Origin of the sequence: Streptomyces odonnellii, from assembly GCF_000981895.1 — a bacterium.
In the GTDB taxonomy this organism is placed as follows: domain Bacteria; phylum Actinomycetota; class Actinomycetes; order Streptomycetales; family Streptomycetaceae; genus Streptomyces; species Streptomyces odonnellii.
In genome coordinates, this window is the sequence record NZ_LATD01000160.1 from 1 (window position 1) to 26,246 (window position 26,246).

The 26,246-nt window shown below is 69.9% G+C and carries 27 protein-coding genes, 1 tRNA gene and 2 pseudogenes; 14 read left to right on the forward strand and 16 right to left on the reverse strand.

Annotated features, from left to right (window positions below):
- Nucleotides 1–308 precede the first annotated feature (308 nt).
- Complete coding sequence (locus WH07_RS36265) at nt 309–506, forward strand: hypothetical protein (RefSeq protein WP_052744425.1); 198 nt, start codon at nt 309–311, stop codon at nt 504–506.
- A gap of 4 nt (nt 507–510) precedes the next feature.
- Complete coding sequence (locus tag WH07_RS16335; protein ID WP_052744426.1) at nt 511–954, forward strand: hypothetical protein; 444 nt, start codon at nt 511–513, stop codon at nt 952–954.
- A 36-nt stretch (nt 955–990) separates the two neighbouring features.
- Here the strand turns inward: WH07_RS16335 and WH07_RS16340 are convergent, their stop codons facing one another.
- Nucleotides 991–1,635: a dihydrofolate reductase family protein gene (locus tag WH07_RS16340; RefSeq protein WP_046500645.1), complete on the reverse strand. Its 645-nt coding sequence runs from the start codon at nt 1,633–1,635 to the stop codon at nt 991–993.
- Between the two features lie 663 nt (nt 1,636–2,298).
- On the opposite strand from WH07_RS16340, the pseudogene WH07_RS42155 reads away from it, so the two are divergent.
- Nucleotides 2,299–2,628 (forward strand): annotated as a pseudogene (locus WH07_RS42155) (TRM11 family SAM-dependent methyltransferase); the annotation flags it as partial.
- 52 nt (nt 2,629–2,680) lie between these two features.
- On the forward strand, nt 2,681–2,899 hold the full coding sequence (locus WH07_RS40380; RefSeq protein WP_198533824.1) for a hypothetical protein: 219 nt from the start codon (nt 2,681–2,683) through the stop codon (nt 2,897–2,899).
- Between the two features lie 98 nt (nt 2,900–2,997).
- Here WH07_RS40380 and WH07_RS16355 read toward each other — a convergent pair whose 3' ends face one another.
- Nucleotides 2,998–5,640 carry a tetratricopeptide repeat protein gene (locus tag WH07_RS16355; protein ID WP_046500649.1) on the reverse strand — a complete coding sequence of 881 codons (2,643 nt, stop codon included), beginning with the start codon at nt 5,638–5,640 and terminating at the stop codon, nt 2,998–3,000.
- Nucleotides 5,637–6,095 (reverse strand): hypothetical protein, encoded by a 459-nt coding sequence (locus WH07_RS36270; protein ID WP_052744427.1) that lies wholly within the window; start codon nt 6,093–6,095, stop codon nt 5,637–5,639. The genes WH07_RS16355 and WH07_RS36270 overlap by 4 nt, the downstream gene beginning before the upstream one ends.
- 429 nt (nt 6,096–6,524) lie before the next feature.
- Between WH07_RS36270 and WH07_RS36275 the strand changes: the two genes are divergently transcribed.
- The 3 genes from WH07_RS36275 to WH07_RS16375 all read left to right on the forward strand — a co-directional run bounded on the left by WH07_RS36275 (nt 6,525) and on the right by WH07_RS16375 (nt 7,958).
- Entirely contained in the window at nt 6,525–6,899 is a 375-nt protein-coding gene (locus WH07_RS36275; RefSeq protein WP_157877363.1) for a peptidase inhibitor family I36 protein, read from the forward strand.
- A gap of 126 nt (nt 6,900–7,025) precedes the next feature.
- Nucleotides 7,026–7,409, forward strand: coding sequence for a peptidase inhibitor family I36 protein (locus tag WH07_RS16370; RefSeq protein WP_046500650.1), 384 nt, complete (start codon nt 7,026–7,028; stop codon nt 7,407–7,409).
- Between the two features lie 129 nt (nt 7,410–7,538).
- Nucleotides 7,539–7,958, forward strand: coding sequence for a peptidase inhibitor family I36 protein (locus WH07_RS16375; RefSeq protein ID WP_079023282.1), 420 nt, complete (start codon nt 7,539–7,541; stop codon nt 7,956–7,958).
- Nucleotides 7,959–8,127: 169 nt separating this feature from the next.
- On the opposite strand, the gene WH07_RS16380 is transcribed toward WH07_RS16375, so the two are convergent.
- From WH07_RS16380 to WH07_RS16390, 3 genes are all read right to left on the reverse strand, one after another.
- The gene (locus tag WH07_RS16380; protein WP_052744429.1) at nt 8,128–8,592 is read right to left on the reverse strand and encodes a DUF3147 family protein; all 465 of its coding nucleotides are present in this window, start codon (nt 8,590–8,592) and stop codon (nt 8,128–8,130) included.
- The gene (locus WH07_RS16385; protein WP_157877364.1) at nt 8,589–8,933 is read right to left on the reverse strand and encodes a DUF3147 family protein; all 345 of its coding nucleotides are present in this window, start codon (nt 8,931–8,933) and stop codon (nt 8,589–8,591) included. The genes WH07_RS16380 and WH07_RS16385 overlap by 4 nt, the downstream gene beginning before the upstream one ends.
- A 219-nt stretch (nt 8,934–9,152) precedes the next feature.
- A tRNA-Pro gene (locus WH07_RS16390) sits at nt 9,153–9,229 on the reverse strand.
- Nucleotides 9,230–9,389: 160 nt separating this feature from the next.
- Here WH07_RS16390 and WH07_RS16395 point away from each other — a divergent pair.
- From WH07_RS16395 to WH07_RS16405, 3 genes are all read left to right on the forward strand, one after another.
- Nucleotides 9,390–10,091 carry a thiamine pyrophosphate-dependent enzyme gene (locus WH07_RS16395; RefSeq protein ID WP_046500653.1) on the forward strand — a complete coding sequence of 234 codons (702 nt, stop codon included), beginning with the start codon at nt 9,390–9,392 and terminating at the stop codon, nt 10,089–10,091.
- 73 nt (nt 10,092–10,164) lie between these two features.
- On the forward strand, nt 10,165–11,064 hold the full coding sequence (locus tag WH07_RS16400) for a transketolase family protein (RefSeq protein WP_046500654.1): 900 nt from the start codon (nt 10,165–10,167) through the stop codon (nt 11,062–11,064).
- Between the two features lie 222 nt (nt 11,065–11,286).
- The gene (locus WH07_RS16405) at nt 11,287–11,799 is read left to right on the forward strand and encodes a mycothiol transferase (protein WP_046500655.1); all 513 of its coding nucleotides are present in this window, start codon (nt 11,287–11,289) and stop codon (nt 11,797–11,799) included.
- Here the strand turns inward: WH07_RS16405 and WH07_RS16410 are convergent.
- Nucleotides 11,774–12,751, reverse strand: coding sequence for a LysR family transcriptional regulator (locus tag WH07_RS16410; protein ID WP_079023283.1), 978 nt, complete (start codon nt 12,749–12,751; stop codon nt 11,774–11,776). The genes WH07_RS16405 and WH07_RS16410 overlap by 26 nt on opposite strands.
- A 138-nt stretch (nt 12,752–12,889) precedes the next feature.
- Between WH07_RS16410 and WH07_RS16415 the strand changes: the two genes are divergently transcribed.
- The 3 genes from WH07_RS16415 (at nt 12,890) to WH07_RS16425 (ending at nt 18,561) form a co-directional block, all read left to right on the forward strand.
- Complete coding sequence (locus tag WH07_RS16415; RefSeq protein ID WP_046500656.1) at nt 12,890–13,747, forward strand: aldo/keto reductase; 858 nt, start codon at nt 12,890–12,892, stop codon at nt 13,745–13,747.
- Between the two features lie 399 nt (nt 13,748–14,146).
- Nucleotides 14,147–17,629 (forward strand): ThuA domain-containing protein, encoded by a 3,483-nt coding sequence (locus tag WH07_RS16420; protein WP_046500657.1) that lies wholly within the window; start codon nt 14,147–14,149, stop codon nt 17,627–17,629.
- A gap of 23 nt (nt 17,630–17,652) precedes the next feature.
- Nucleotides 17,653–18,561 (forward strand): sugar phosphate isomerase/epimerase family protein, encoded by a 909-nt coding sequence (locus WH07_RS16425; protein ID WP_079023284.1) that lies wholly within the window; start codon nt 17,653–17,655, stop codon nt 18,559–18,561.
- A gap of 56 nt (nt 18,562–18,617) precedes the next feature.
- Here the strand turns inward: WH07_RS16425 and WH07_RS16430 are convergent, their stop codons facing one another.
- The 5 genes from WH07_RS16430 to WH07_RS16450 all read right to left on the reverse strand — a co-directional run bounded on the left by WH07_RS16430 (nt 18,618) and on the right by WH07_RS16450 (nt 22,856).
- Entirely contained in the window at nt 18,618–19,148 is a 531-nt protein-coding gene (locus WH07_RS16430; RefSeq protein ID WP_052744430.1) for a GNAT family N-acetyltransferase, read from the reverse strand.
- A 224-nt stretch (nt 19,149–19,372) separates the two neighbouring features.
- Nucleotides 19,373–19,981 carry a helix-turn-helix domain-containing protein gene (locus WH07_RS16435; protein ID WP_046500659.1) on the reverse strand — a complete coding sequence of 203 codons (609 nt, stop codon included), beginning with the start codon at nt 19,979–19,981 and terminating at the stop codon, nt 19,373–19,375.
- 55 nt (nt 19,982–20,036) lie between these two features.
- Nucleotides 20,037–20,900: an ABC transporter ATP-binding protein gene (locus tag WH07_RS16440; protein WP_408645858.1), complete on the reverse strand. Its 864-nt coding sequence runs from the start codon at nt 20,898–20,900 to the stop codon at nt 20,037–20,039.
- A 2-nt stretch (nt 20,901–20,902) separates the two neighbouring features.
- Nucleotides 20,903–21,922, reverse strand: a complete 1,020-nt coding sequence (locus tag WH07_RS16445) for an ABC transporter substrate-binding protein (RefSeq protein ID WP_046500661.1) — start codon at nt 21,920–21,922, stop codon at nt 20,903–20,905.
- Nucleotides 21,923–21,989: 67 nt separating this feature from the next.
- Nucleotides 21,990–22,856, reverse strand: a complete 867-nt coding sequence (locus WH07_RS16450) for an ABC transporter permease (protein WP_046500662.1) — start codon at nt 22,854–22,856, stop codon at nt 21,990–21,992.
- Nucleotides 22,857–23,052: 196 nt separating this feature from the next.
- Between WH07_RS16450 and WH07_RS16455 the strand changes: the two genes are divergently transcribed.
- Nucleotides 23,053–24,138 carry a LacI family DNA-binding transcriptional regulator gene (locus tag WH07_RS16455; RefSeq protein WP_046500663.1) on the forward strand — a complete coding sequence of 362 codons (1,086 nt, stop codon included), beginning with the start codon at nt 23,053–23,055 and terminating at the stop codon, nt 24,136–24,138.
- A 126-nt stretch (nt 24,139–24,264) separates the two neighbouring features.
- On the opposite strand, the gene WH07_RS16460 is transcribed toward WH07_RS16455, so the two are convergent.
- The 4 genes and pseudogenes from WH07_RS16460 to WH07_RS38875 form a co-directional block, all read right to left on the reverse strand.
- Entirely contained in the window at nt 24,265–25,014 is a 750-nt protein-coding gene (locus tag WH07_RS16460) for a GTP-binding protein (protein WP_079023285.1), read from the reverse strand.
- The gene (locus WH07_RS16465; protein ID WP_046500665.1) at nt 24,992–25,363 is read right to left on the reverse strand and encodes a DUF742 domain-containing protein; all 372 of its coding nucleotides are present in this window, start codon (nt 25,361–25,363) and stop codon (nt 24,992–24,994) included. The genes WH07_RS16460 and WH07_RS16465 overlap by 23 nt, the downstream gene beginning before the upstream one ends.
- 2 nt (nt 25,364–25,365) lie before the next feature.
- Nucleotides 25,366–25,803, reverse strand: coding sequence for a roadblock/LC7 domain-containing protein (locus WH07_RS16470; protein WP_046500667.1), 438 nt, complete (start codon nt 25,801–25,803; stop codon nt 25,366–25,368).
- A gap of 7 nt (nt 25,804–25,810) precedes the next feature.
- Nucleotides 25,811–26,246: pseudogene (locus WH07_RS38875) on the reverse strand (hypothetical protein); the annotation flags it as partial.

The window sequence follows — 26,246 nt, forward strand, 5'->3', positions numbered from 1 at the left end:
GCCCCACACCCGCCTCCCGCCTCAGGACGGCACCCGGACCCCTTGAACGCGCAGGGTGGTCGAGTGGCGACGGTACGTACGGAACTGTGGGCTCCGCAACCTGGGCAAGCCCATGAGAATGGCGCATTCCGTACACCTGCACGGCTGAGTGGAACCCGCTCATCCGTCTGCGCGGGGCTCCCCGGTGCGGCCGGGTGAGGCGTCCGGAAAAAAGTTCGCGGGGCATGTCATCCCGCCGGGCGGCGACCGGGTCGAGAGGCGCCCTCCGTACCGTTCGAACTCAAAGACGCACAAGGAGCTGTCCGTTCATGACACGGATCAAGAAGTATGCGGTCGCCGCGACGGTCACGGCGGCGGTACTGGCCGTACCGGCGGGGGCGTACGCGCTGACGCCGGGCGACACTCCCCGCGCCCTCGGCCGCCGCTCCGGCCACGGCCGCCACTCTGTCCACGGGGGCCGCGAAGTCCCGTACGGCGTCGTCCGTCCGCGTCGTGGCTCCGGGTGAGCGGGTGAAGGCCGCGAGGGACGTCCCGCTGTGGCTCACCGCGGACGGCAAGCACTGGTCGACCCCCGAGGGCGAGCAGTTCCGCAGTGTGGCCGACGGCAATCTCGACCTGAGCACCCCGGGTGTCTCACGCCAGTCGGAACCGGTGGGCGACCGCTGCCTCCACTCCGGCGTCTACTACGGAACGCGCGACGCGGCCCGCGTCGAGGTCACGACCGCGACCGGCCGGGTGGTGCGCGCCGAGCTGCTGGAGCTGGCGGGCAGTCCAGGTTGGGGTGTCTGGTACGCCACCACCGAAGTGCCCTCCGCCCCGGCGGTGTTCGGCCCCGAGGGCGCGGGTGCCCGGGCCGGCACGGACGGGAACGCGGACACGGACACGCCGGCGGACTTCATCCGCCGCGTCACCCTCTACGACTCGGCGGGCGAGGTCCTCGCGATATTGCCCTGAGCCGACGCCCACGACGCACCGGTGTGCGTGGGCGCTTCAGTCGTCGCGGCCGGCACCGCGGTCGGGTGCGCTCATGTCCCCCGTGCCCGGCGTGCCGTCGGCGAGCCCGTAGCGCAGGTACACGGTGCCTTTCGGGCCGGCCAGCGGCGGTTGGAGGAGTGTGATGTTCGTGGGCACCGCGCCACCGTCGAACACCTTCTTCCCGACACCGAGTACGACCGGATGGATCCAGAGGTCGAGCCGGTCGAAGAGCTTCTCGCGCAGGAGGGTCTGTACCAGGTTCAGGCTCCCGACGACCTTCACGTGTTCGTGCCGCTCACGGATCTCGCGCACCGCGCCGACCAGATCCGGGCCGAGCTGAGCGGACCCGGCCCACGAGAGGTCCGGCCTGCCCCGGGAGGCCACGTACTTGGGGACGCTGTTGAAGAGCGTGGCGATCTCGTTGTCCTGGCCGCCCTCCTGGTGCGGCCAGTAGGCGGCGAAGATGTCATACGTCCGCCGGCCGAGGAGAAGGGCGTCCGTGCCCTCGTACGCGGCAGCGACCTGCGCCCCGCCGACTTCGTCGAACAGGGGTGCCTGCCAGCCGCCGAACGGGAATTCCACCGGGTCCTCTTCGGGGCTCCCGGGCGCCTGCCCGACGAGGTCGAGGGTTGCGAACAGCTCGATGTGGATGAGGCCCATGCCGTGCTCCCGATGAGTTGGTTGTTTCCGCCGACAGGTAGACCGGCGGACGTCGGCGGACTCATCGCTGGGACGGCATCGGGCTTCGTAGCCCTGAGACGCGCTCCGGCACGGCCGACGCCCTCAATCGGGCGAGCGCCGGCCCGTTGCCGCTCGTTGTCCAGTCCGACGAAGTCTTGTGCTCGATTCGGAGGCTGGGAGATGCTCAGGGAAATCAGTACCGACTCCCCCGTACGGGACCGCCTGCACCTCCAAAGCCTCCCTGGTGTGGTGGAACGGCTTCTTCAGCACTGCCATGACATCGGCGCCCCAGCACTGACGAACATTCGCCGGACGAGCGACTCGGTGCTCTTTCACTTTGACGGAAAGCTGGAGCGACTGCTGCCGCTACGAATGTTCTCGACGCTTTCGGTCGTCCTCGATGAATCGGAGCATGCCCGGATCGACGGCTTCGCCGACGCTTTGGCGGAACTCGAACAGTCGACGGAAAGCGGAGCCATCGGCGCGTTGTCCGGTCCTCCCGCCTATCGGGTGGATCGCATCGAGGGCCGTGGGACGTTCATGGAGACGATCAGCACAGAACTCGGCTGGAAGAACGATCCAAAAGCCTGGGACATCAATATCGCCGAGCACGGCCGTTTCCTGCTGGCCGACGTCGGGGCCATGCATCGCTCGCGGCGCTACGCGAAACCGCATCGCATCCCGGCATCGGTCAACCCGGTGGTCGGCAGCCTGCTCGTCCAGCTCGCCAAGCCCGAGGCGGACGACACGGTGTACGACCCGTTCTGCGGTTCCGGGACGCTGCTGACCGAGGTCGCCGCCATCGGCGGGGGCGCCAGGCTCCTGGGCACCGACAGCTCGCTCAAGGCACTGGAAGTGGCCCGTCTGAACCTGAGAGCGGTGGACGCACCGCATCTGCTGGCCCAGGCCCGGGCGGAAGCGCTGCCGCTGCCGGAGCACTCCGTCGACCGGATCATCTCGAACATGCCGTTCGGCAAACGAGTCGGCTCCCACCAGGTGAACAGCCATCTGTACCCCCGGTTTCTTGCCGAGGGCCCGAGTGCTGCACCCCAAGGGCCGTGCCGTTCTGCTGACCGAGGACAAACGGCTGTTCCAGCAGGCCGTACGGGAGACGAGCGGAATCCGGGTGGTCAAGGAGGTCCAGGTGACCAGTGGCGGGCTGCATCCAACCGCTTACACCATCGAACACACTCAGAAGTCGCGCCGAACCAAGCGGCATTGGATGCCCCTGAGCCAAGCCTGATCACGGGCCCGCGCCCGTCGGCCCACAGGGGATCAGCCACGGAAAGGCGACCAGCGCCCACAGGTGGGCCCGGTTCGCCCAGGGCAGCCGGACAGGGCCTAGCTGTCTGCGGGAACGACGACGCGGGTCCGCCAGAAGGCGAGGTTGCGGCGGGTGAACCGGGTGAGCAGGTGCTCGGACCCCAACGCCTCCACGCAACCGTCCAGGATCTTCTCCAGCTCCGCCACCGCACCCGCCGCGTTACCGCCCAGCCCGCCCCAGCAGGCCGCGATGCGGCGGATCGACAGCATGCCCTCCACGTCCCTCGGCGCCATGTGCTCGCCCAACAGGGATTTCCACAAGCCCGCCATTCCGTCGGCCTCGTGGTTGAAATATCGAGAGCTGATGATGCCCTTCATCTGGGACAGAAGGTACTCATTGGATTCCCATTCCCGCTCGTACTCGTCCATCACCTGCCAGTAGGCGCGGTGCCGGTAGCGGTCGAGCAGATCACGGGTGTTCTTGAAGTCCTTGTCGTCGGGTGAGAACACGCGGTTCGCGTAGTTCATCGTGAGTTCCAGTTCGGCCAGCGCACCCACTTCGTCGCCGAGTTCGCTGTACGTGGTGGCGAGGTTCCGCCGCACCGCCAACGTCTCGCGATGGTCCGCGCCGTACACCCTCGTGAAATCCGCGAGCACTTCTTCCAGCTCTGTCGCGGCTTCGGCCGTGTCGCCGCGTCTGATGCGGACGACCGCGAGGTTGTGCCGGGTGAGCAAGGTCTGCTCGCTGTTACGGCCGAGTACCCGCTTCTGGTCTTCGATCAACTCGTGCAGGACCTTGTCGAGACCCGACGTGTCGTCCTGGGCAATGCGCAGCTCGGCGAGCGTCTGTCGCGTGTACAGCGTGCGGGCGTGGACGAACCCCAACGCCCGCCGCTGGTCCTTCAGCACCTTCTTGAGTTCGCTCATCCCACCATTGACGTCGCCGGACATCACCCGCAGGTAACCGAGGAAGTAGCGGGTGAACAGCGTGTCCTGGTCGTTGCGGCCCAGTACTCGCCGCTGGTCTGCGAGCACGTTCTGGAGTTCGTCCGCGCTGCCGCGATCGCCCGGTGCGGCCGAGGCGTGGGCGAACGCCACCTGTGCGCGGGTGGCCAGGGTTTCGCGGCTGTGGGGACCCAGCGTCCGGGTCTGTTCCGCCAGCAGGTCCTCAAGCTCGGTGACTTCACCGCGCACGATCAAGCTGCGCACGGTCAGGAGGTGGCCGTGGATGCTCCGGGTCTCGTGGTGGTCTTCGCCGAGCCGGCGTTGCGCCATGGCGTGCAGGTACTGGAAGTAGACGGCGGCGGAGTCGAGCAGGCCGGCGTCCTTGAGCGCCGTTCCGGCTCGGATCAGCACCGGGTGCCCGCCGTTCAGCCAGAATTGTTCGTCGGCCCAGCCGCGCAGTGCCATCGCGGCCGCGAAGAACACCTGGTTGCCCACGGGGTCGCTGCGCCCGTCCGGCCACGCTTCCACCAGGGCGTCGCCTGCCGCACGCTCACCCATGTCGGGCGGGTCGGGCCTCGGTGAGATCCAGTCGTTCGGCGTGGTCCTTTCCCGCTCGTCGAGGACGGTGATCTCTTCGTACTCCAGGAGGACGCGTCGCATCCAGGGGTCCAGCCGGAGCATCCGATGCGCGTCGATCGTGACGAGGCCCAAGCGGTGCGCCTGGGCCAGCGCGCTTCGGACGTCGTTCGCGTCGACGGTCCTGCCCTGGCTGGCAGTGAGGTGCCGAGCGACGGCCGAGGTCCCGAAGAACGCCAGAGGAATGGCGCCGCCGTCCACCAGTGAGGCCAGGTCCAGTACCGGACGGGTCAGCCCGCTCGCGAGGTCGAGCGACAACGAACATGTGGCCACCACGGGGATGTGGAACGCGAAGCCGGGCCGCAGCGGCATGTAGGTATTCGCGAGCGACCCGTGCCGAGGGGCGACCTCCTCGTAGCGTGCCGACCACAGGCGATGATATTCGGCGTACGTCGTGTTGCGGCTCGCCACGTAGTTCGCGGCATGCGCCAGCACCAGGGGGAATTGGTGCAGCTCACTCGCGAGTTCCGCCGCACCTTCGACCCGATGTGGACTTCCGGCTTGCCGTTCGTGCAGGTACTCCACGGCCTCCTGGTCGTCGAACCCATCCACGAATGCCAAGCGCACGTCCTCGCCGAACGCGTCGACGTCCCTGAGGCTGGTCGTCACCACGGTCCGCCCCGAGGCGTGCCGGGGCGGCCACAGGTCACGTAGGTCGTCCACCGTGGACAGATCGTCGAACACGATCAGCCACCGCCGGGGTGTCTCGGCCAACCAGGTCAGGAAGCGTTTGACCGCCTCGTCACCTGCAGCTTCTTCGTTCAGCGCCTTGGCGGCAGCGAGGTAGCCGAGCCGGATCGCGTCCCGCGAGCCGGCGGTGATCCACACCAGCAGGTCGAGCTCACCGTCGGCCCACAGCCGCTCGGCGTGCCCAACGGCCAGCTGGGTCTTCCCCACGCCGCTGTACCCGACCAGCACCACGGCCCCACCGGCGTCCGGGTCCGCCGCGACGGCCCGCTCCCGGAAGCATTCGGCCGCCGGCGGCACCGCTCCGACCCGCTTGGGCCAGCTCTCCTCCGGCCGCAACGGCCGTGGCGCCGTGAACTGCTGGTGAACGGTGACGATGATGTCGCGGCCGGCCTCGATGTCGCGAAACCCCAGCGAGGGGGTGGCGAACGGGGCCGGACCGGCCGCAGTCAAGGGTGGGCGGGGGAGTCATCTCCGTCGACCTGGATGCCCTCGATGACGATGCCGCCCCGCGTCCTCACGCGATCGAGGTCGACGCCGGTCGCGTCGCCGCGAACCTTCACGTCGACGATCCTGATGAGCTCGGCATCGACGTCGTTCAGATCGACACCGACGGCCCTCGCAGCGGCCGCATCGTGCTCACGCACGGCTTTGACCACCGCGTGCGCCGCCCCGAGCACCTCGGCGTCCTCGCCGACGCCGGCATCGGCCAGATCCTCCCGCAACGACTCCTGCTTGGCCTCCGAGTCGGGCCGCCGCTCCACCGCGCCGACCTCGATCCCGTGCCGCTGCACGATCAGGTTCTTCAACCCCAGGTACGCATCGCGCACGGCAGACTGCGCCTGCTCCTTCAGCCCGGCCGTCGCACCGGCCACCACCGCCGCGACGACAAGCGACACAGGATCCATTGCTCGGACCGCCCCCTCCGTTACTCCGACTCACGAAAACCTATACCCGATTGCCACCACGCATCCCAGCACGTCCGACGGGCAGCGATCTGTGACACCCCGTCAGCGCGAGCTCTGCGGTGTCAGGGCCAGGCTGGACCGCCCGCCCCGGAAAGCGGGGGTGTCCGAAGCCGCAGGTAGTCGGCTACACCCCGGTCCTGGGCGACGTGGACGCGCTGGAGTACGGAGCGTATGGGAGCGCGGGTTCACCCGATCGAGCCAGTTGCACAATGAGTGACTGAGCATGCACGGAACGCAACGTTGCGTGAGGCGGGTTCGGTTCGCCCGATCCTCGCGGTCCGTCGCCCCGTGATCGCACGTTCGGCTCGCGTATCGCACGTGTGTCCCACCGCTGTGGAGAGGAATGTCGAGGTCACGGCCCGTTTCACCGTGAGAGCTCTCTCGTTGGCCGGCGCGGCCGCGCTGAGTGCGCTGGTGTGTCTGCCCGGTGGCACCGCGAACGCGGACCCCGCGCCGTGGCAGTGCCCCGCGGACAACGCGTGTCTGTACTCCTCCGTCCTGGGCGCGGGGGAGTCGAAAGCGCTGAAGAACGACGTCGCGGACCTGTCGTCTGTCGGCTTCGAGGACAGGGCCCGCAGCGTGCGCAACGCCGGCGACGTCGACTGGTGCTTGTACCGCGACACGGACTACGCGGGCGAGTGGACCGTGGTGCCGCCCGGGACCGCGGTCAATCTCGTCGGCCGCTTCGACCAGTCGCTCAGCTCGCTCCGGCAGGAGCCCAAGGGCGGCTGCCCCGCACCGTAGGCGTGTGCGGGCCCATCGCCGGCGACGAGTGTTCGCCCGATACCGGGCCCCATCCGCCCGTCGATCCCCGGCACCGGCAACAAGACCGCGTGTCCGGTTCCCGTATACGAACGAAAGGAACAGTTCGTGAACCGTCTGATCCGCAGGAGCCTGTCGCTCACCGCCGCGGCCGCATGCGGCGTGCTGATGGGCATGGTCCCCGCCGACACCGCAGGGGCCCTGTCCGCCTGGGACTGCAAGGACGAACGGGTCTGCCTCTACGAGGACACCCAGGGTGGCGGCGCGAACCTGCAGGTCCACGACGCCATCGCGGACCTGTCGAACCAGGGATGGAACGACCGCGCCCGCAGCGTGCGCAGCAGGGCCTCCGTCACGTGGTGCCTCTACCGCGATGAGAACTACCAGGGCGAGAGCCGGGAGATCGACGAAGGCGAACAGATCGACCTGCCCGGCCACTTCGACCAGACCGTCTCGTCCATGCGCCCCAAGCCCTCCGGCGGAGCCTGCTGATTCCCCGCGGTCCTCGTACAGAGGACAAGCGACGCTCGGACCGGGACGTGTGACCGGCCCGGTCCGGGCGCCCCCACCCACCCCAGGCCCACGGCCCCTGGCCGGAGCGCGGGCCGGAAGGAGAACTTCGTGGTGCGTCGCGTCGTCAAACACCTGGCCCTGGGCTCCGCCATCGCCGTAAGCACGTTGTCCGGCGTCCTCCCCAGCCACGCCGTCGAAGCGCAGACCCAGGCATGGGCGTGCCGGGACCAGCAGATCTGCCTCTACTCGGGACCCGCCGGCACGGGCGACTCGCTGGCCGTCACCGCCGACACCCCTCAACTCCCGCCGGACTGGGACGACCGCGCCCGCAGCGTCCGCAACACCACCGACCGGGACTGGTGCCTGTACCGCAGCCCGCACTACAGCGGCGGCGACCGGCTCGAAGTCCCCCCGAACACGGCCATCAACCTCACCGAACACTTCGACGAGTCCATCAGCTCGCTGCTGGCGAAACCCGACATCGGCTGCTGGTCCAGCACCACCGGACCGGCCCACGGGCCCCGATGAACGCCCAGCCCTATCCGGTGTCCAGTACGTCGTCGCCCGCGTCGCCGTGGAGTACGTCACGGCTCTCACCCTCCACAAAAAAACCTCACCCAGGTCAAATGGCTCACGACCCGGCTCAAGGACGCCGCACCCCAAGCCCTGGCCACGCGTGACTGACGCCGCGCCTCCGCTAACTGCGCCTGCGAGGTTCGTCGCTCCCCAGCCCGAGCGCCCACGTGATCGCATACGCGGCGAGGGACACCCCGGCCCACGCTGCCGTCGCAGCACCGAGCGCGAGCCACGCCGTGTGATGACGGACAAGCGCCGCGGCCACGACGGCGAACGCCAAAAGCCCCAGGGTGCCCAGTGCAGCACCACGCGCGTCATCACGGGCACGCCGGATGCCTTCCTCCTCGGCCACAAGAGTCAGGCTGGCCAGCAAAATAGCCGGAAAGGCGAGGAAGACCCCGCCGACGAACGACCCGAACAGTGTGGACACGACAGCCGCCAGAAGCGACACGCCCGCGCCGAAACCGAAGCGGAGAAGCACATCCTTGCGCGGCGTGCGCATAGCCGCCCGCCAGTCCACCCGCACCCGGCCGGTGCTCTCGCCGCCCTGGCCGCGCCCGCGCTCAGGCTTCGCCGACCGGCTCACCGCGCCACCGCGAAGGCGACGCCGGCGGCTGCCGCGAACCACACGACGAGCGCCGCCGCAGACCCGCGCACGGCTCCGAACCTGCCCAGGACCGGCACATCGACGAGACAGTAGGCAGTGAACGCCAGCGCTCCGGCCGCCATACCCCGCGCCGCATCCGCCGCCTCCAGGTCGCCCTTGAACACCACCGTCAGGATCAGACCTCCCAGCGCCACCGAAGGTGCCGCCGCCAAAACCCCGGCCAGCCGCTTGGGCTGAACGGTCTCCGCCATCAGAGCAAAAACGACCACGAACAGACCGCCGATGAAAGCCTTCAACACAATCTCAAGCAGCGTCTTCATCCCCATAACCTGAGCGCCGAGCCGGTCCACGTGCAACGCCCCACGCTGGCAGCTCATCGAACTCTCCGCGCCCGCGTACACGGGACGCACTGCCGTACGTCCCGCCCCCGGACAACACCGCCAGATCCCGCCGGATCGACTGGTCCCCAACTGGTCCCCACGAAACGCGGAAAGGCGGTACCGGATTTCTCCGATACCGCCTGCGACCTGCGTAAACGCTGGTCGGGACGACAGGATTTGAACCTGCGACCCCTTGACCCCCAGTCAAGTGCGCTACCAAGCTGCGCCACGTCCCGATGCTGTCTGACCTGGGGTTTCCCCTGGCCGAACGCGCATGAGAACAATACCGCACTCGGCGCGGTGGTCACGAACCGCTTTCCGCGGGACCCGGGTGCCCGGGCCGGGCACCCGGGCGTGCTTGACCTCAAGTGTGGTTGACGTTGCACGGTGGGCTGTATGACGAAGACAGGACCGGCCCCCGTACCGGGCCACCAGGATCTGACCAGGCTGCTCGGCCTCATGACGGGCGACGAGAAGCACGGGCCTGCCGCGACCTCGACGCTGGACGCGCTCTGGGTGCTGTACGACAGGGTGCTGCGGGTGTCCCCGGCGAGCGTCGACGCGCCGGAGCGGGACCGCTTCCTGCTCTCCAAGGGGCACGGGCCGATGGCGTACTACGCCGTCCTCGCCGCCAAGGGGTTCCTCGCCGAGGAACTGCTCCCCGGGTTCGGTTCGTACGACTCGCCCCTCGGCTACCACCCCGACCGCACACTTCTGCCCGGTGTCGAGATCGGCAGCGGCTCGCTCGGGCACGGGCTGCCGCTCGCCGTCGGTACGGTCCTGGGGCTGCGGGCCCAGGGGCTCACCGACCCGCGTGTCTGGGTGCTGATCGGCGACGCCGAACTCGACGAGGGCAGCAATCACGAGGCGCTCGCCTACGCGGGCCCCGCCGGGCTCGAACAGCTTCACACGCTGGTGATCGACAACGCCTCGGCCACCCACGGCTGGCCCGGCGGGATCGCCTCCCGCTTCGAGGCGGCCGGCTGGTCGGCCGAGACCGTCGACGGACGCGACCACGAGGCGATGTACGCCGCCTTCACCGCCCCGCACCCGGGCCGGCCCCGGGCCGTCGTGGCCCGCGTGGAGCCCAAGGCCTGAGCCAACCGCATAAAGCGCCGCATACAGCGGCTACAGCACCGCGTACAGCACCACCGACCACAGGGGATCTTCCATGGACACCATGCGGGACCGTTTCATCTCCACCACCTCCGCGCTGCTGGACGAGGACCCACGCCTCGCGCTCGTCCTCGCGGAGATCAGCCGGGACGGCTTCGACGCGGCCGAGCGCCGCCATCCGGACCGGGTCGTCAATGTCGGCATCCGGGAACAGCTCATGGTCGGCGTCGGCGGCGGACTCGCGCTCGCCGGGATGCGCCCGATCGTGCACACCTTCGCCAGCTTCCTGGTCGAGCGCCCCTTCGAGCAGGTGAAGCTGGACTTCGGCCATCAGGGCGTGGGCGGGGTGCTGGTGAGCGCGGGTGCCTCGTACGACTGGCCCGCGGGCGGGTTCACGCACATGTCGCCGGGTGATGTGGCCCTGATGGACACGCTCGACGGGTGGACGGTACAGGTGCCGGGCCACCCGGACGAGGCCGAGACGCTGCTGCGGGACGCCGCCGCCGGGGACGGCCGGGTGTACGTACGGCTCTCGCTCCAGAGCAACGAGCGGGCGCTGCCGGTGACCGGGCCGGGCTTCATCACCGTACGGGAGGGGCGCGGCGGCGTCGTGATCGCCGTCGGGCCGATGCTCGACAACGTAATGGCGGCGACGGAGGGCCTGGACACGACGGTGCTGTACGCGACGACGGTGCGGCCTTTCGACGCGGAGGCGCTGCGGCGAGCCGTCGCGGGCGGGAGCGCGGCCGATGTCGTACTCGTCGAGCCGTATCTCGCCGGGACCTCCACCGCCGTGGCGAACGACGCCCTGTACGCGACACCGCACCGGGTGCTCGGCCTCGGGGTGGCGCGGCGCGAGCTGCGGCGGTACGGCGAGCTGGGCGAGCATCTGGCGGCGCACGGGCTCGACCCGAAGTCGCTGCGGGACCGGATCTCGGCGTTCCTGACGCGCTGACCGCGCCCACGGCGATCGAGCCGGCCCGCCACCGCCGCGTCGGCTCATCACCGCCGGCTGACCGCCGACGCGCTGACCCGGTCCGTACGGGGCACCCTGGACATGGACGCACTGCCCATCCGCCGGGCTGGGCCCCGTCTGTCACACGGCGTCGTCCGCCCGCGGCCGGACAGGATGTGCCAGACGGGGCTGGAGCTCCCGGCCCGGCCCCCGGAGGGTGCCATGACCGCCAGCGCTGATCTGCTCGTCGACGCCTTCGGCCGTATCAACGAGTCCGTCCACGACGTGGTCGACGGCCTGTCGCCCGACGAGCTGGCGGTACGGCTCGACGACGGGGCCAATTCGATCGCCTGGCTCGTCTGGCATCTGAGCCGGATCCAGGACGACCACATCGCCGACGCCGCCGGAATCGACGAGGTGTGGATCGCGCAGGACTGGTCGGAGCGGTTCGAGCTGCCGTTCACACGCGGGGCGACCGGCTACGGGCACTCGCCCAAGGAGGTGGCCGCGCTGGGCGGGGTCTCGGCGGAGCTGCTCACGGGGTACCACGACGCCGTCCACGATCAGACCGTCGAGTTCGTCCGGCCGCTCAAGGACGCCGATCTGCGGCGGGTCGTCGACGACGCGTGGGTGCCGGCCGTGACGCTCGGTGTGCGGCTGGTCAGTGTGATCGCCGACGATCTCCAGCACGCCGGGCAGGCCGCCTTCATCAGGGGCTGGCTGGAACGGCCGTGACGAACGGCCCGCCGTCCGCAGGCGTCCGGTCCCGCGGGCCGCCCGCCGTGCACGGCCCGCCCGCCGACCCGCCTGCCTCCGGCAGATACGCGAGCAGTTCCCGGGCCGCCGGTCCGGTGCGCTGGTCGTCGGGAAGCGCGGCCGAGACCTCCCACAGATGGTCCTCGGCGCCCGCGAGCGGCACCGTGCACAGCGCGGCCGCCTGCTCCTTGCGCGCGATCGGACGCGGCACCACCGCGATACCGAGACCGTGCCCGACCAGCTCGATCAGGCTGTGCACATCGTTGACCTCCAGGGCCACACGCCGTTCCGTACGGACCGCGCCGAAGGCCCGGTCCGTGAGACCGCGGGCGCCCCAGTCCTCGTGGAAGTCCACGAACACCTCGTCGCCCAGCTCGGCCCAGTCGGCCTCGGCCGCGCCCGCCAGCGGATGGTCCGGATGGCAGAGCAGCACCATCGGCTCGCTCGCCAGCGGAACGAGCCGTACGCCCTCGGGAACCGCGCCGGACAGGGCGACAAACGCCAGATCGAGCCGCCCGGCCGCCACATCCTCGACCAGCGAGGCGGACCCGGCCTGCCGCAGCCGTACCTCCACCTCGGGGTGGTCCGCCCTGAAGCGCGCGAGCAGGCCGGGCACATGGACCCCGGTGACACACTGCTCCGTACCCACCGACAGTGTGCCGCGGAGCAGCCCCTGCACCGCCGCGACCGCTTCCTTGGCCGCGCGTACGCTCGCCAGCGTGCGGGACGCCTCCACCAGCAGGGCCCGTCCCGCCCCGGTGAGTTCGACCCTGCGGGTGGAGCGTACGAAGAGCCGGGCGCCCAGCTCGCGCTCCAGGGCCCGCACGGACGCCGAGAGGCCGGACTGCGAGACCATCAGCCGCTGGGCGGCCCTGGTGAAGTGGCGTTCCTCGGCGACGGCGACGAAATATTCGAGGTGACGCAGTTCCATGGTGACCCAGCCTAATTGAGAAGCGGGGCCGCTCAATGCGTTCGGTTTCTTCTATTGGACGCCCCGCGCGGCAGCGGCAAAGCTGGAAAGTACCCGCCGGAACCGGCGGGGACCGCAGCAGGAAGGGTGCACTCCACCATGAAGACTCGCCGCATCGGAACCGTCGAGGTCAGCGCGATCGGTCTGGGCGGTATGCCGATGTCCATCGAGGGGCGGCCGGACGAGGCCCGTTCCCTCGCCACCATCCACGCGGCGCTGGACGCGGGGGTGACACTGATCGACACGGCGGACGCGTACCACCTCCACGCCGACGAGGTGGGACACAACGAATCGCTGATCGCCAAGGCGCTGGCGTCCCACCCGCGGGGCTCCGAGGTGCTGGTGGCCACCAAGGGCGGTCATCTCCGGCCCGGCGACGGCTCCTGGACGCTGAACGGCACCCCCGAGCATCTGAGGGCGGCGTGCGAGGCATCGCTCAAGCGGCTGGGTGTGGAGGCGATCGGGCTGTACCAGTTCCACCGCCCCGACCCGAAGGTGCCGTACGAGGAGTCCGTCGGCGGACTGCGTGATCTGCTCGACGAGGGCAAGATCCAGCAGGCCGGCATCTCCAACGCGGACCCGGAGCAGATCCGTTCGGCGCAGGAGATCCTCGGCGGCCGGCTGGTCTCCGTACAGAACCAGTTCTCGCCGGCGTTCCGTTCCAGCGAGCCCGAACTTGAGCTGTGTACGGAGCTGGGCATCGCGTTCCTGCCGTGGAGCCCGTTCGGCGGGATCAGGCGGGCCGGTGAACTCGGTTCGTCGCACGGCGCGTTCGCGCGGATCGCCGAGGCGCACGGGGTGAGCCCGCAGCAGGTGTGCCTCGCCTGGATGCTGGCCAAGTCGCCCGTGGTGGTACCGATTCCGGGGTCCAGCCGGCCGGAGACGATCCGAGACTCGGTGGGCGCGGCCGAACTGGTGCTGGACGAGGGCGAGTTGGCGGAGCTGGACGCGGCCTGACAGAACCGCCCGGGGCCGACGCGGCCTGACAGAACCGCCCGGGACCTGAGAGCGCTCCCACCCCCGAGAGCGCTCTCACCTCCGAGCTGAGAGCGCCCCCATCCCCGAGAGCGCTCTCAGCCCACCCGCGGCATCGCCGCACCACTGACCCGTCCGGGCGACCCGCCCGGGCGGGTCAGCCGCGTTCCGGGCGCGGGTCAGCCGTACCCTCCGAACGGCCGGGCCCCGGCCCTGCCTCGGGCCGGACTCCAACTGCCCGGCCCCGAAGGGCGGATCACGGGCCGCAGCGGGGCGCTTCCGACCCATTGACCCCCTGTGACACCGGAACCTACGCTGTGCGGCGTACCGCAGAAAGCGCTTTCTAACCCGCAGCCGGCCCTACCAGCACCGGGAGCGCCCATGAGAACGCCCTTCCGTACCTCCTCACCCTTCCTTGTGATCATCGCGTTACTGGCGCTCGTCCTCGGACTCGGGATGGCCTCGCCGCCCCGCGCCGACGCGGCCCCGTTCCGCGTTCTGGTCTTCTCCAAGGTCACCAACTTCGAGCACGACTCGATCCCGGCCGGGATCGAGGCCGTCCAGCAGCTCGGCAGCGAGAACGGGTTCGAGGTCGAGGCCACCAGCGACGCCACGGCCTTCACCGACGAGAATCTCGCCCGCTTCCAGGCGATCGTCTTCAACAACACCAACTCCACCCCGGAGAGCGGCGATCTGCTCGACGCGGACCAGCGCGCCGCGCTCCAGGCGTTCGTCCGCGGGGGCGGCGGCTGGGTCGGTCTGCACGCCGCGTCCGCCAGCGAGCGTGACTGGGACTGGTACGAGGGGCTGGTCGGCGCGATCTTCGACAAGCACCCCGCCGTCCAGACTGGCCGGGTGAAGGTGCTCGACCAGGTGCACCCCTCCACCCAGGGGCTGCCGCAGCTCTGGGAGCGTACGGAGGAGTGGTACAACTGGCGCGTCAACCCGACCGGCAAGGTGCACACCCTCGCCCAGATCAAGGTGAACGACGGCGTCCAGGGACTGGACGAGGGCGTCGACCACCCATGGTCCTGGTGCCAGAACTACGACGGCGGACGCTCCTGGTTCACCGCGGGCGGGCACGCCGCGTCCGCCTTCCAGGAGGACGCCTTCCGCAAGCACCTGCTCGGCGGCATCCAGTGGGCCGCGGGCAACAAGCCCGGTGACTGCACCGCCACCAAGACCGGTGCCTTCCAGCGCACTCCGCTGGCCACCAGCGATCTCGCCGACCCCTTCGAGCTGGCCGTCGCCCCGGACCGCCGGGTGTTCTTCATCCAGCGCACCGGCAAGCTCAAGGTGATCGACCAGCAGACCCTCCAGGTCTCGACCGCGCTGGACTTCGCGTACACACCTGAGATGACCAGCCAGTCCGACGGACTCCTCGGGCTCACCCTCGATCCGGACTTCGCGGAGAACAACTGGCTCTATCTGCTGCACTCCGACAAGACCGAGAAACGGCTGAACCTGTCGCGCTTCACGGTCACCGGCAACACCGTCGACCCGGCCTCGGAGAAGCGGCTGCTGACCGTGCCCACACTGCGCGGCGAGGGCCGGGCCAACTCGCACATGGCGGGCTCGATCACCTTCGACAAGAACGGCGATCTGTACGTGGCGACCGGTGACAACACCGATCCGTTCGCCTCCGACGGATTCAGCCCGATCGACGAGCGCGAGGGGCGCCGCGCCTGGGACGCCCAGACCACGGCGGGCAACACCAACGACCTGCGCGGCAAGGTCCTGCGCATCACCCCCGAGGACGACGGCACGTACTCCGTCCCCGAGGGGAACCTCTTCGCACCGGGTACCGAGAAGACCCGCCCGGAGATCTACGCGATGGGCATGCGCAATCCGTTCCGTATCACCACCGACCCGCTGAGCGGGGCGCTGCTGGTGGGCGACTACGGGCCCGACGCGCGGGAGGCGGTCGCGAACCGCGGTCCCGAGGGCACCGTCGAGTACAACCGCATCACGGAGCCCGGCAATTACGGCTGGCCGTACTGCACGGGCAACAACACCCCGTTCAACGACTACGACTTCGCCACCGGCACATCGGGCGCGAAGTTCGACTGCGCCGCGCTCGTCAACGACTCGCCGAACAACACCGGTCTGCGCGAGCTGCCCGCGGCCAAGCCGGCGACGGTCTGGTACGCCTACTCCGCCTCGCCCGAATTCCCCGAACTCGGCACGGGCGGCGGCGGGCCGATGGGCGGACCGGTCTACGACTACGACGCGGCGAACCCGTACCCGTCCAAGTTCCCCGAGTACTTCGAGGGGAAGTGGCTCAACTACGAGCTGACCAGGACCTGGTTCAAGGCCTTCTCGTTCCAGGAGGAGGACCAGACCTTCACGGACCCGCGCTTCGAGCCCGTCAAGGCGGGCGATCTACACTCCATCAACGGTGTGTTCGGCGACATGAGCTGGAACCAGCCCTTCGACGCGGACTTCGGACCCGACGGGGCGCTGTACGTCATCGACTTCGGGCTCGGCAGCGGTACGGGCCGCGGTGGCAGCAACGAAGGCTCGGGCATCTACCGTATCGACTACGTCGGCGACGACCGGCTGCCCGACGCCAAGACGGCGGCGACCCCGGACAGCGGGCCCGCTCCGCTGACGGTGGCGTTCTCCAGCGAGGGTTCGGGGCTGCCGGGCGGCAATCCGGTCGACTACGCCTGGGACTTCGACGGCAACGGGACCACCGACTCCACCGAGGCGAATCCCACCCATGTCTACCGTGCCAAGGGCCGGTTCACCGCGCGGCTGACCGTCACGGGACCGGGCGGGCTGACCGCGCTCTCGGTCCGGGAGATCACCGTCGGCAACACCCGGCCGGTGGTCACCATCCAACAGCCGCCGAACGGAGGGATGTTCAGCTTCGGCGACACCATCCCGTTCACGGTGAAGGTCAAGGACCGCGAGGACGGCTCGACCGGCGCGGGCGGCACGATCGACTGCTCACGCGTGGTCGTCCAGTCGCAGCTCGGCCATGACAGCCATCTGCATCCGCTGGACAACTACACGGGCTGCGCGGGCGAGATCGTCACGGACGCCGGGGACAGCCATGGTCCCGGGCAGAACCTGTACTACGGCATCACCGCGCAGTACGAGGACAAGGGCGCCGCGGGCGTGCCCGCCCTGACCGGCTCGTCCTCGCTGACCCTGCGGACGACGTTCCGGGAGGCGGAGCACCGTACGGCAACGGGTGGCGCGCACGGCGGCGCGGTGACCGGTGACCGCGCCGACGCGTCCGGCGGCAAGCGGCTGACGGAGATCGAGGACGGCGACTGGATCTCGTTCGATCCGGTGAACCTCAAGGGGATCTCGTCGGTGACGGTCGGCGCGGCCTCGGGCGGTCTCGGCGGCGACATCGAGTTCCGTAACGGCTCGCCGACCGGGCCGCTGCTCGGCAAGGTGACCATCCCGAACACCGGCGGCTTCGGCAATGTCGTCTCGCCCACCGTCGCGCTCACCAACCCGGGCGGTTCGGTGAAGCTGTACGCCGTCTTCACCAACCCCGACTGGTCCGCGGAGAAGCCCGATCTCTTCGCGGTGGACTGGCTGCGCTTCAACGGATCCGGCGTCGAGAAGAAGCCGGCCACGACGGTGTCGGTCAAGGCCTCGCCGGTCTCGGGCGGCGCGCCGCTGGCCGTACAGCTCAGCAGCAGGGTGAAACCGGTGGCGGGCCGCACGATCGCCTCGTACCACTGGAGCTTCGGCGACAACAGCACGGTCACGGGTACGGAGGGGCCGACCGCGGCCCATACGTACACCAGGCCGGGCGCGTACACGGCACATCTCACCGTCACCGACGACAAGGGCGATACGACGACCGGCGAGGTCCGGATCAACGTGGGCACGGCGTCGTGAGCCGTCCTGAGGGGAGAGCGACCATGAGCGGCAGCACACGAAGCACTCGAAGGGCGTTCCTGGGCACGGCGGTCGGCCTGGCGGCGCTGGGCGTGGGTACGGCGGCGGGCCCGGCGTCCGGGGCCACCGCTGCGGACGCTGTGGGCGCCGTGGGGACCGGCGCGGACCGCTGCCGGCGGCGGCGCATACCGCCGTCCGGGATCGGTATGCACCTCTACACCATGCGCACACCGCTGGCGACGGACTTCAGGGGGACGCTGGAGCGGCTGGCGGAGATCGGTTACGCGACGGTCGGTGTCAGCGGCAGACACGGTCACAGCGCCGCCGACATCAGGCGGATGCTGGACGAGACCCGGCTCAGGGCCGTGCTCGAACATGTCCCCTACACCACGGTCGCCGGCAGCGGTCTGCCGCAGGCGATCGAGGACGTCCGCACCCTGGGCGGCAAGTGGGTGGTGGTGCCGAGCCTGCCGGACACGATGCACTCACCGGCCGGATACCGGGAAGCGGCACGGCAGTTCAACGCGGCGGGGCGCATCGCCCGGCGGTCCGGGCTCAGGGTGCTCTTCCACAACCACGACGCCGATCACGTTGTGGTCGACGGCGAGAATCTGTACGGCATCCTGCTCAAGGAGACCGATCCGGAGCTGGTGGGCTTCGAGCTGGATCTGTACTGGGCGGCGAAGGGCGGGGACGATCCGGGCCGGCTCTTCGTCGAACGCCCCGGGCGGTTCCCGGCGCTGCATGTGAAGGACATGGCGGCGAACGGCGGCTTCGAGGATGTCGGGTCCGGGGTGCTGGACTTCCCCGCGATGTTCGACACGGCGCGCAGCGGCGGCGTACGGCAGTGGCTGGTGGAGCACGACGCCCCGGCCGATCCGTTCGCGAGCGCGCTGAACAGCTACCGGTACCTGTCGCGGCTGCGGTACTGAGCGGGGGCCGGGGCACGGGTTGAGGGTTACGGGTTACGGGTCGGTCCCGGCCGCCGTCATACGGTGGCCGGGATCGACCCGTGGTCCTTCCCGGGGTCCTTTGCGGAGTCCTTCCCAGGGCGCTTCCCGGGGCCCGTCCCCAGGTGCTTGTGGAAGAAGGTGGTGGGACGGAGCGTCCCGCCGGGGTCGGCGGCGTGGCCGGGGACCACCCCGGTCTCCGACCAGCCCGAGGAGCGGTAGAGCGTCTCGGCGGGGCTGCCGGTCTCGGTGTCGAGCAGCAGCAGTGTCACCCCGGCCTCGGCCGCGGCCTCCTCGGCGGCGGTGAGCAGGGCCCGGCCGAGCCCCCGGCCGCGGGCGTCGCGACGCACCATCAGCTTGACGATCTCGGCGCGGTGCCGAGCGTTCGGTTTGTCCGCGAACGCCAGTCCTACGGTCCCGACGACCCGCCCGCCGTCCCGGACGACCCGTACGGCCAGCCGCCCTTCCCGCACGGCGGACACCCGCTCACGCCACCACCGTACGGCGGCCGCGCGTTCCAGCGGATACAGAAACCCGATCGAGGCCCCACCGGCGACGACATCGAGCATCAACTCACCCAACGCGTCGGCGGCGCGGTGCAGTTCATCGGCGGAGAGCGGTACGACGGCGGGGGCGTGCGAGGGCCCCGGAGTGCCCTGAGGCCGTGGCCCAGTGGCTGAACCACTCACACTCGTCGGCCCGGTGGCTGAGCCACTTGGCCCGTCCGGCTCGGTGGCTGAACCACTCGGACTCCCGCCAGGACCGACCGGATCGGTGGCCGAGCCACTGATGCTCATGGCTGGACCACCACCACCGCGTAGCGGACCGCCTCCGGGCCCGGGCAGTGGAAGTGGGTGGGCCCCCAGAGGCGCATACGGAGACAGTCGCCCGCGCTCAGCATGTGGCGGTCGTGCCCCAGCGTGAAGTCGAGCGCCCCCTCCAGCACCCAGAGGTGCTGCTCCATACCGGGTACCGGAGGCCGTTCGTACGTAACCTCCGCGCCCGGCCGCAGCGCGCCCTCGACGACCTCCGCGCGCATTCCCGGCCCCGGCGGTGAGACCGAGCGGCGGACGAACCCGGTCGCGGTGTCCTGCCACACGGTCTGGTCGGCGGCCCTGACCAGCCAGGCCGGTTCCGCGGCCACCTCCACCTCGCTGAGCAACTGCGACATGGTCCGCCCGTACACCGCGCACAGCCGCCCGAGCAGTGACGCGGTCGGGCTGATCTCACCGCGTTCGGCGCGGGACAGGGTCGACCGGCTCACCCCGCTGCGCCGCGCCAGTTCCTCCAGCGACCAGCGGTGCTCGCCGCGCAGTTCGGCGAGGCGCACGGCGAGCAGCTCGTCGACAGCACCGGAGCCGATACCGAAGTCGGCACCGGCACCCACATCACCCTCTCTCATATGCGGAACGATATCCCACATCCGGGACGCGTCACGAAGCGACTCGGCGCGAGGGTCAGTCCTGCGCCGAGGCCGCGCCCAGCAGTCCCCGGATATGCCCGGCCGCCTCGCGGAACTCGGGCCGCCCCAATGTCTCCGTGTAGTCGCGCTCCGGCGGCAGGCCGACCTCGATGATCTCGCTGACCGTGCCGGGCCGCGGGCTCATCACCACCACGCGGTCGGCGAGATAGACCGCCTCCGAGATCGAGTGCGTCACCAGCAGCACGGTGGTACCGGTCTCGCGCCAGATGCGGTTCAGCTCCATGTTCATCTGCTCGCGGGTCAGGGCGTCTAGCGCGCCGAAGGGCTCGTCCATCAGCAGCACCGGCGGCTCGTGCAGCAGCGCCCGGCAGAGCGCGACACGCTGCTGCATCCCGCCGGACAGCTCGTGCGGATACGCGTCCTCGAAGCCGGCAAGCCCGGTCATCGCGATCAGTTCACCGGCCCGCGCACGCGCCTTCTCGGCCGGCATCCGGCGGATCTCCGCCTGGAGCAGAATGTTGCGCCGGGCCGTACGCCATTCCAGCAGCGCGGCGCGCTGGAAGACGTATCCGATGTCGGGCCGTGGCCCGTCGACCTGCTCGCCGTGCAGCCGTACCGCTCCGGTGGACGCCTTGAGCAGACCGGCGACCAGCTTGAGCAGGGTCGACTTGCCGCAGCCCGAGGGCCCGACGATGGCGACGAACTCCCCCGCCGCCACATCGAGCGAGACCTCGCGCAGGGCGGTCACATCGCGGTTCTTCGTACGGAACCGGACCGCCACATCCTCAAGGCCGACAGCCGCCGTCCTGCCCGCGGCACCGGCCGTGCCTCCCGCGCCGGCCGCCGCGCCGCCGGTCTCCGGCACCGCGGACTTCCGGAGCGTCACATCCCTGGCCATCGTCATCCCTTCAGCGCGGTGCCGCTGTCCCAGTACTCCGCGACCGGCTTCGGGCTCCCGATCAAACCGGCCTCGGCGAAGACATCGATGGTCTGCTGCCAGTCGCTCTCGATGTTGACACCGGGCGCCTTGCCCTGCGTCGCGTCGGTGTGCAGCAGCGTGAGCGTCGTCTTGAACTGCTCCGACAGGACGCTCTCGGGCGGCAGTTGCTCCGACGCGCCCTGCATGGCGGCGACGGCCGGCCCCGGCGCCTTCTCGGCCGCGGCCCATGACTCGCTGACGGCGCGCACCATGCGCCCGGCCAGTTCGCTCCTGCCCGACAGGATCTCCGAGCCCGCGATCAGACCGTTGGAGTAGAAGTTGAGTCCGTGCTCCGAGAAGCGCAGATACGAGACCTGCTTCTTTGCCTTGTCCTGCATCGTCGGGCCCTGGTCACTGGCGTATCCGAGCAGCGCGTCCGTCTTCCCCGAGATCACCGCAGCGATCTTGCCGGCCGGGTCGGTGTTCTGGATCTTGACGTCCGACTCCTTGAGATTGTTCTTCTTGAGGAAGATCGGAAACGTCTTGCTGAGCGCGTCACCGGCCGTGCCCGCGACGGTCTTGCCCTTGAGATCGGCGGGTGCGTCGACGTTCTGGCTCTCGAAGAACTGTACGGAGGAGGGTGTCGTCTGGAGGAAGACACCGAGGCTCTTCACCGGGACGCCCTGGTCCACCCCGCTGAGCACGGCGGGCGTGTCGGCCCAGCCGAAGTCGGTCTGTCCCGCGCCGGTCGCCTGGACGGTCTTCTGCGAGCCCTGGCCCGCCCGGATCTCCAGATCGATACCGTGCTTCTCGAAGATCTTCTGCTGTGCGCCGTAGTAGAACGGCGCGTGTTCGCCGTACGGATACCAGTTGAGGGTCAGTGTCACCTTGTCGAGCTTCTTGCCCGATTCGCTGGTGGTGGTCCCCGAGCCGTCCTCACCGCAGGCGGTGGCGGCCAGGAGCAGCGGTACGAGGCCGATCAGGAGTCTGCGCGCATGCATGGCTGGCCCTTCCCGGAACGGGGGTCGAGTCGAGAGGCATTGTGTTGTGTTGTGCGCGGTACGGGCATCAGTACGCGGTGGTGACCTGGGGGTCGCGGCGGCTGGCGTGCCAGGGCAGCAGCAGCTTCTCGGCAATCTCCACCAGAACGAAGAGGACAACGCCGATCAGAGACATGACAAGCAGCCCGGCGAAGAGCATCGGGGTGTCGAGATTGCCGTTCGCCTGGAGGATCACATAGCCCAACCCCTCGTTGGCGCCCACGAATTCACCGACCACCGCGCCCGTCACCGCCAGTGTCACGGCGACCTTGAGCCCGGAGAAGAGATGCGGCAGCGAGGCGGGGAAGCGGATCTTGGCAAAGGTCTGCCAGGGCTTCGCGCCCATGGTCGCGGAGAGTTGGAGCATCTCGGGATCGACCGCCTTCAGCCCGGTGACCATGGAGATCACCACGGGGAAGAAGGCGATGAGCACGGCGATCAGGATCTTCGGTGTGATGCCGAAGCCGAGCCAGACCACGAACAGCGGCGCGACCGCGATCTTCGGTACGACCTGGGCGAACAGCAGGATCGGATAGAGGGTCTTCTCGACAGTCGACGAGTACACCATCACCACCGCCGCCAGCACACCGACCACAACGGCGATGGCGAAACCGAGCAGCGTCTCATAGGTCGTCACCCAGGTGTGCTGCCAGAGATAACCGGCCTTGCCCGTCAGCACGTCGAGGGTCTCGCCGGGTGAGGGAACGAGATACGGCTCGACCAGTTCGGCCGCGGCGATGCCCCACCAGACGGCGAAACAGGCGGCCAGCAGCGCGACGGGCCGCCAGCCCGACTCCACCGCCTGGACCAGACGGGCGCCCGCGCCCGGCCTGCCGCGTTCCGCGACACCCGCCACTTCTTTGGCGGGTGTCGGCATGACACTCTGGCTGCTCATGTGAACTCCTCGGGAAATCCGGGCAGTTGTAAGAGCGGTGCTCCCCGACAGCGCTTTCAGAAAGCGCTTTCTGGTAAGGTGATCGCCACGCTAATGACTGCCCGTCCGTACGGTCAATAGGTCGTCCCGAACTTTCGGGGTCCGCGGGTTCCCCCTCGGGCGCCGCCGCCACCGCCACCGCGACCCGGGGGTCGAGTTGAGTGAACGGGAAGCACAGACCCATGTCACGCTGGACGCCGTCGCCCGCCGCGCGGGTGTCTCGCTGGCGACCGCGTCCAGAGCGCTGAACGGCACGGCGAGGGTCCGCGAGGAGCTGCGGCAGCGGGTGCGCGCCGCGGCCGATGTGCTCGGCTACATCCCCAACGCCCATGCCCAGGCGCTCGCCAGCTCGTCCAGCAACACCGTCGGTGTGATCTGCCACGATGTGGGCGACCCCTACTTCGCGGCGATCGCGGGCGGGGTGATGCGGGCCGCCGCCGAGCAGGACGTCCTGGTCATGCTGGCCAGTACGTTCCGTGAGCCGGCCAAGGAGATCGCGTATGTCTCGATGCTCCGGGCACAGCGCGCCCGCGCCATCCTGCTGATCGGCTCGGGCTTCCAGGACCCCTCCTGGGAACGGAAGCTGGGTGCGGAACTCGCTCCGTACATCCGTGCGGGCGGCCGGGTCGCCGTCGTCAGCCGGCACCGCAGTCTGCGCACCGATGCCGTGCTGCCGGAGAACCGGTCCGGGGCGGCGGATCTCGCCCGCGCTCTGCTGCGCCTGGGTCACCGCGAGTTCGCCGTACTCAGCGGACCGCGTGAACTCACCACGGTCGCCGACCGGTTGGCCGGATTCAGGGAAGGGCTCCTGGAGGCAGGGATCACCCTGGACGCCGGGTCGGTGGTGCACGGCGCCTTCACCCGCGAGGGCGGCTACGCGGCGGCCCGGGAACTTCTCGTACGGTCGGCCGGGGTGCCCCGGCCCACGTGTGTGTTCGCGGTGACCGATGTGATGGCGGTGGGTGCGCTGGCCGCCTTCCGGGAGGCGGGTGTGCGGGTCCCGGAGGAGATGTCCCTGGCCGGCTTCGACGACATACCGCTCGTACGGGAGTTGACGCCGCCCCTCACCACCGTCGCCCTGCCGCTCACCGCCATGGGTGAGAGCGTGATCTCGCTGGCGCTGCGCGAGCCGCGCGGGGCGCGGTCACGGGTGCTGCGGGTCGGTGGCGAGGTGGTGCTGCGGGCCAGTACGGCGGCGCCGCCATCGCCGCCGACCGGTTCCCTGCTCTGGGACACATGCTGACGGAGTATCAGTTCCGCTCGGATCAGTTCCGCTCACCAGCGCTCCGTGCCGTACCACCGCATGCGGACAGCAGCCCTGATGTCCGGCCATGACCCGCCGCAGGCCGCCCCGGTGCCCGTGCCGGACTCACTCGACCGGAACCGGTGCCACGGCCGGTGCCTGGACCGGTGCCTGTGCTGGGGCCGGGGAAGCGGCCGAGGTCGTGGACGAGCTGAGCAGATGCTGGACGAGGGTGACCAGCGTCTGGATGCCCGAGCTGGCGATCCGCGCGTCGCAGAGCACGATCGGCACCTCCGGCCTGAGATCCATCGCGGCCCGTACCTCCTCCGCGTCATAGCGGTAGGACCCGTCGAACTCATTGACGGCGACGACGAATCCGATGCCGCGCTGCTCGAAGAAGTCCACCGCGGAGAAGGAGTAGTCCAGCCGACGGGTGTCGGCCAGCACGACCGCGCCGAGGGCGCCCCGCGACAGTTCGTCCCACATGAACCAGAAGCGCTCCTGGCCGGGCGTGCCGAAGAGATAGAGCACATGCCGGTCGTCCAGGGTCATCCGGCCGAAGTCCATGGCGACGGTCGTAGCCGTCTTCGCCTCGACGCCCGTCAGATCGTCGGTCGCGGCGCCGACCTGGGTGAGCAGTTCCTCCGTGCTCAGCGGCGCGATCTCGCTGACCGCTCCCACGAAGGTCGTCTTGCCGACCCCGAACCCGCCCGCGACCAGGATCTTCAGCGCGGTGGGAAAGGAGCGGGGAGCAGGCGCGGGCGCGGGCACAAAAGCGGGAGCCGACGCAGATGCCGGAGTAGAGGCAGAGGCAGAAGCGGGCAGGGGTACGAGGTGCGGTTCGAGGAGGGTTTCAGAGCTGTCTTCGTAGGCCATCGAGCACTGCCTCCAGCAGCGAACGGTCGGTGGGTTGGTCGAAACTGTCGGGCGGTCGTGCGGCGACCGCCCCGCAGTCCACCAGATCGGAGAGCAGGATTTTGGCGACCGTCACGGGGACCCCGAGATGAGCCGCGATCTCCGCGACCGATATGGGCCCCCGGCAGAGGCCCATGGCCTGGGCATGCTCGGGGCCGGACCTCGGCGGGGGCTCCGATCCCGTGGCCACCACCAGTGTCAGCAGATCGAGTGATGCCGTCGGCCGGGTGCGGCCCCCGCTCACGGTGTACAGGCGGACGAGCCGCCCGGCCGAACCGTCGAGCAGGGGCCCCTCCTTCACGACCGGCACGGTCAGCGCCCCATGGCGCCCGGGGCGGAACCGGCCACCTGTCTGAGCGGAGTGGCCAGATACGGCCGTACGCTCTTGACCATCATGGCCATCTCGTAACCGAGCACCGCGGCGTCCGCCTCCCGCCCCGCCAGCACGGCCAGACAGGTGCCCGAGCCCGCCGTGGAGACGAAGAGCAGAGTCGAGTCGAGTTCCACCACGACCTGGCGGACCTCGCCGCCGTCCCCGAAGCGCACGCCCGCGCTGCGGCCCAGGGAGTACAGGCCGGAGGCGAGGGCGGCCATGTGGTCGGCGCTGTCGGGGTCCATGCCGTGCATGGATCTCACCAGCCCGTCGGCCGAGAGCAGCACCGCGCTGCGGGTGTACGGGACACGCTGGACCAGCCCGCTCAACAGCCAGTCGAGGTCCGAGACATGGCCGGTCGGCACATCGCTCGCCATGGTGCATCTACTCCTTGGGGGTGGTGTCGTGGCGCTGCGGTTCCGGCTGTTCCCGCGTGTCCGGCCGTTCCCGCGAGTCCGGCTGCTCAGGCTGTTCGCTGTCGTCCGGCAGTGGCTGGGTCTCGGCGAGGCCGATGCCCCGGCGGAAGGCGGCCATGAGCCCGGGGTCATGCAACTCGGGCTCCTGGGAGGGCGGTGGCGGAGGACCGTCCCGTAGCTGTGGAGCAAGGTGCTCCTGGCAGCGGCGCTTGGGCAGTTGGGGCCTGCTCAGGAGGCCGCTGCGGGCCGCGCCGCCGGCGACGGGCTCGGGCGGGGTGGTGGGCCTGCGGCGTTTGCCGTGCCGGACGCCGGGGCGCGCGGCGGCGGGCGTGGGACGGCGTTCCTGCGCGTTGCGTACGGGCGGGGGCGCAGACACAACGGGTGCCGCCGACGAATAGAGAGGT

What these genes read in the sequence shown, in the direction of transcription:
- WH07_RS16445 (WP_046500661.1), bottom strand. Translation starts at nt 21,922, where the DNA reads ATGCATGCGCGCAGACTCCTGATCGGCCTCGTACCGCTGCTCCTGGCC.
- WH07_RS16420 (WP_046500657.1), top strand. Translation starts at nt 14,147, where the DNA reads ATGAGAACGCCCTTCCGTACCTCCTCACCCTTCCTTGTGATCATCGCG.
- WH07_RS36270 (WP_052744427.1), bottom strand. Translation starts at nt 6,095, where the DNA reads ATGGATCCTGTGTCGCTTGTCGTCGCGGCGGTGGTGGCCGGTGCGACG.
- WH07_RS16400 (WP_046500654.1), top strand. Translation starts at nt 10,165, where the DNA reads ATGGACACCATGCGGGACCGTTTCATCTCCACCACCTCCGCGCTGCTG.
- WH07_RS16340 (WP_046500645.1), bottom strand. Translation starts at nt 1,635, where the DNA reads ATGGGCCTCATCCACATCGAGCTGTTCGCAACCCTCGACCTCGTCGGG.
- WH07_RS16385 (WP_157877364.1), bottom strand. Translation starts at nt 8,933, where the DNA reads ATGAAGACGCTGCTTGAGATTGTGTTGAAGGCTTTCATCGGCGGTCTG.
- WH07_RS16405 (WP_046500655.1), top strand. Translation starts at nt 11,287, where the DNA reads ATGACCGCCAGCGCTGATCTGCTCGTCGACGCCTTCGGCCGTATCAAC.
- WH07_RS16425 (WP_079023284.1), top strand. Translation starts at nt 17,653, where the DNA reads ATGAGCGGCAGCACACGAAGCACTCGAAGGGCGTTCCTGGGCACGGCG.
- WH07_RS16410 (WP_079023283.1), bottom strand. Translation starts at nt 12,751, where the DNA reads ATGGAACTGCGTCACCTCGAATATTTCGTCGCCGTCGCCGAGGAACGC.
- WH07_RS16415 (WP_046500656.1), top strand. Translation starts at nt 12,890, where the DNA reads ATGAAGACTCGCCGCATCGGAACCGTCGAGGTCAGCGCGATCGGTCTG.
- WH07_RS16430 (WP_052744430.1), bottom strand. Translation starts at nt 19,148, where the DNA reads ATGCTCGATGTCGTCGCCGGTGGGGCCTCGATCGGGTTTCTGTATCCG.
- WH07_RS16450 (WP_046500662.1), bottom strand. Translation starts at nt 22,856, where the DNA reads ATGAGCAGCCAGAGTGTCATGCCGACACCCGCCAAAGAAGTGGCGGGT.
- WH07_RS16395 (WP_046500653.1), top strand. Translation starts at nt 9,390, where the DNA reads ATGACGAAGACAGGACCGGCCCCCGTACCGGGCCACCAGGATCTGACC.
- WH07_RS16460 (WP_079023285.1), bottom strand. Translation starts at nt 25,014, where the DNA reads ATGGCCTACGAAGACAGCTCTGAAACCCTCCTCGAACCGCACCTCGTA.
- WH07_RS16440 (WP_408645858.1), bottom strand. Translation starts at nt 20,900, where the DNA reads ATGGCCAGGGATGTGACGCTCCGGAAGTCCGCGGTGCCGGAGACCGGC.
- WH07_RS16435 (WP_046500659.1), bottom strand. Translation starts at nt 19,981, where the DNA reads ATGAGAGAGGGTGATGTGGGTGCCGGTGCCGACTTCGGTATCGGCTCC.
- WH07_RS36265 (WP_052744425.1), top strand. Translation starts at nt 309, where the DNA reads ATGACACGGATCAAGAAGTATGCGGTCGCCGCGACGGTCACGGCGGCG.
- WH07_RS16470 (WP_046500667.1), bottom strand. Translation starts at nt 25,803, where the DNA reads ATGGCGAGCGATGTGCCGACCGGCCATGTCTCGGACCTCGACTGGCTG.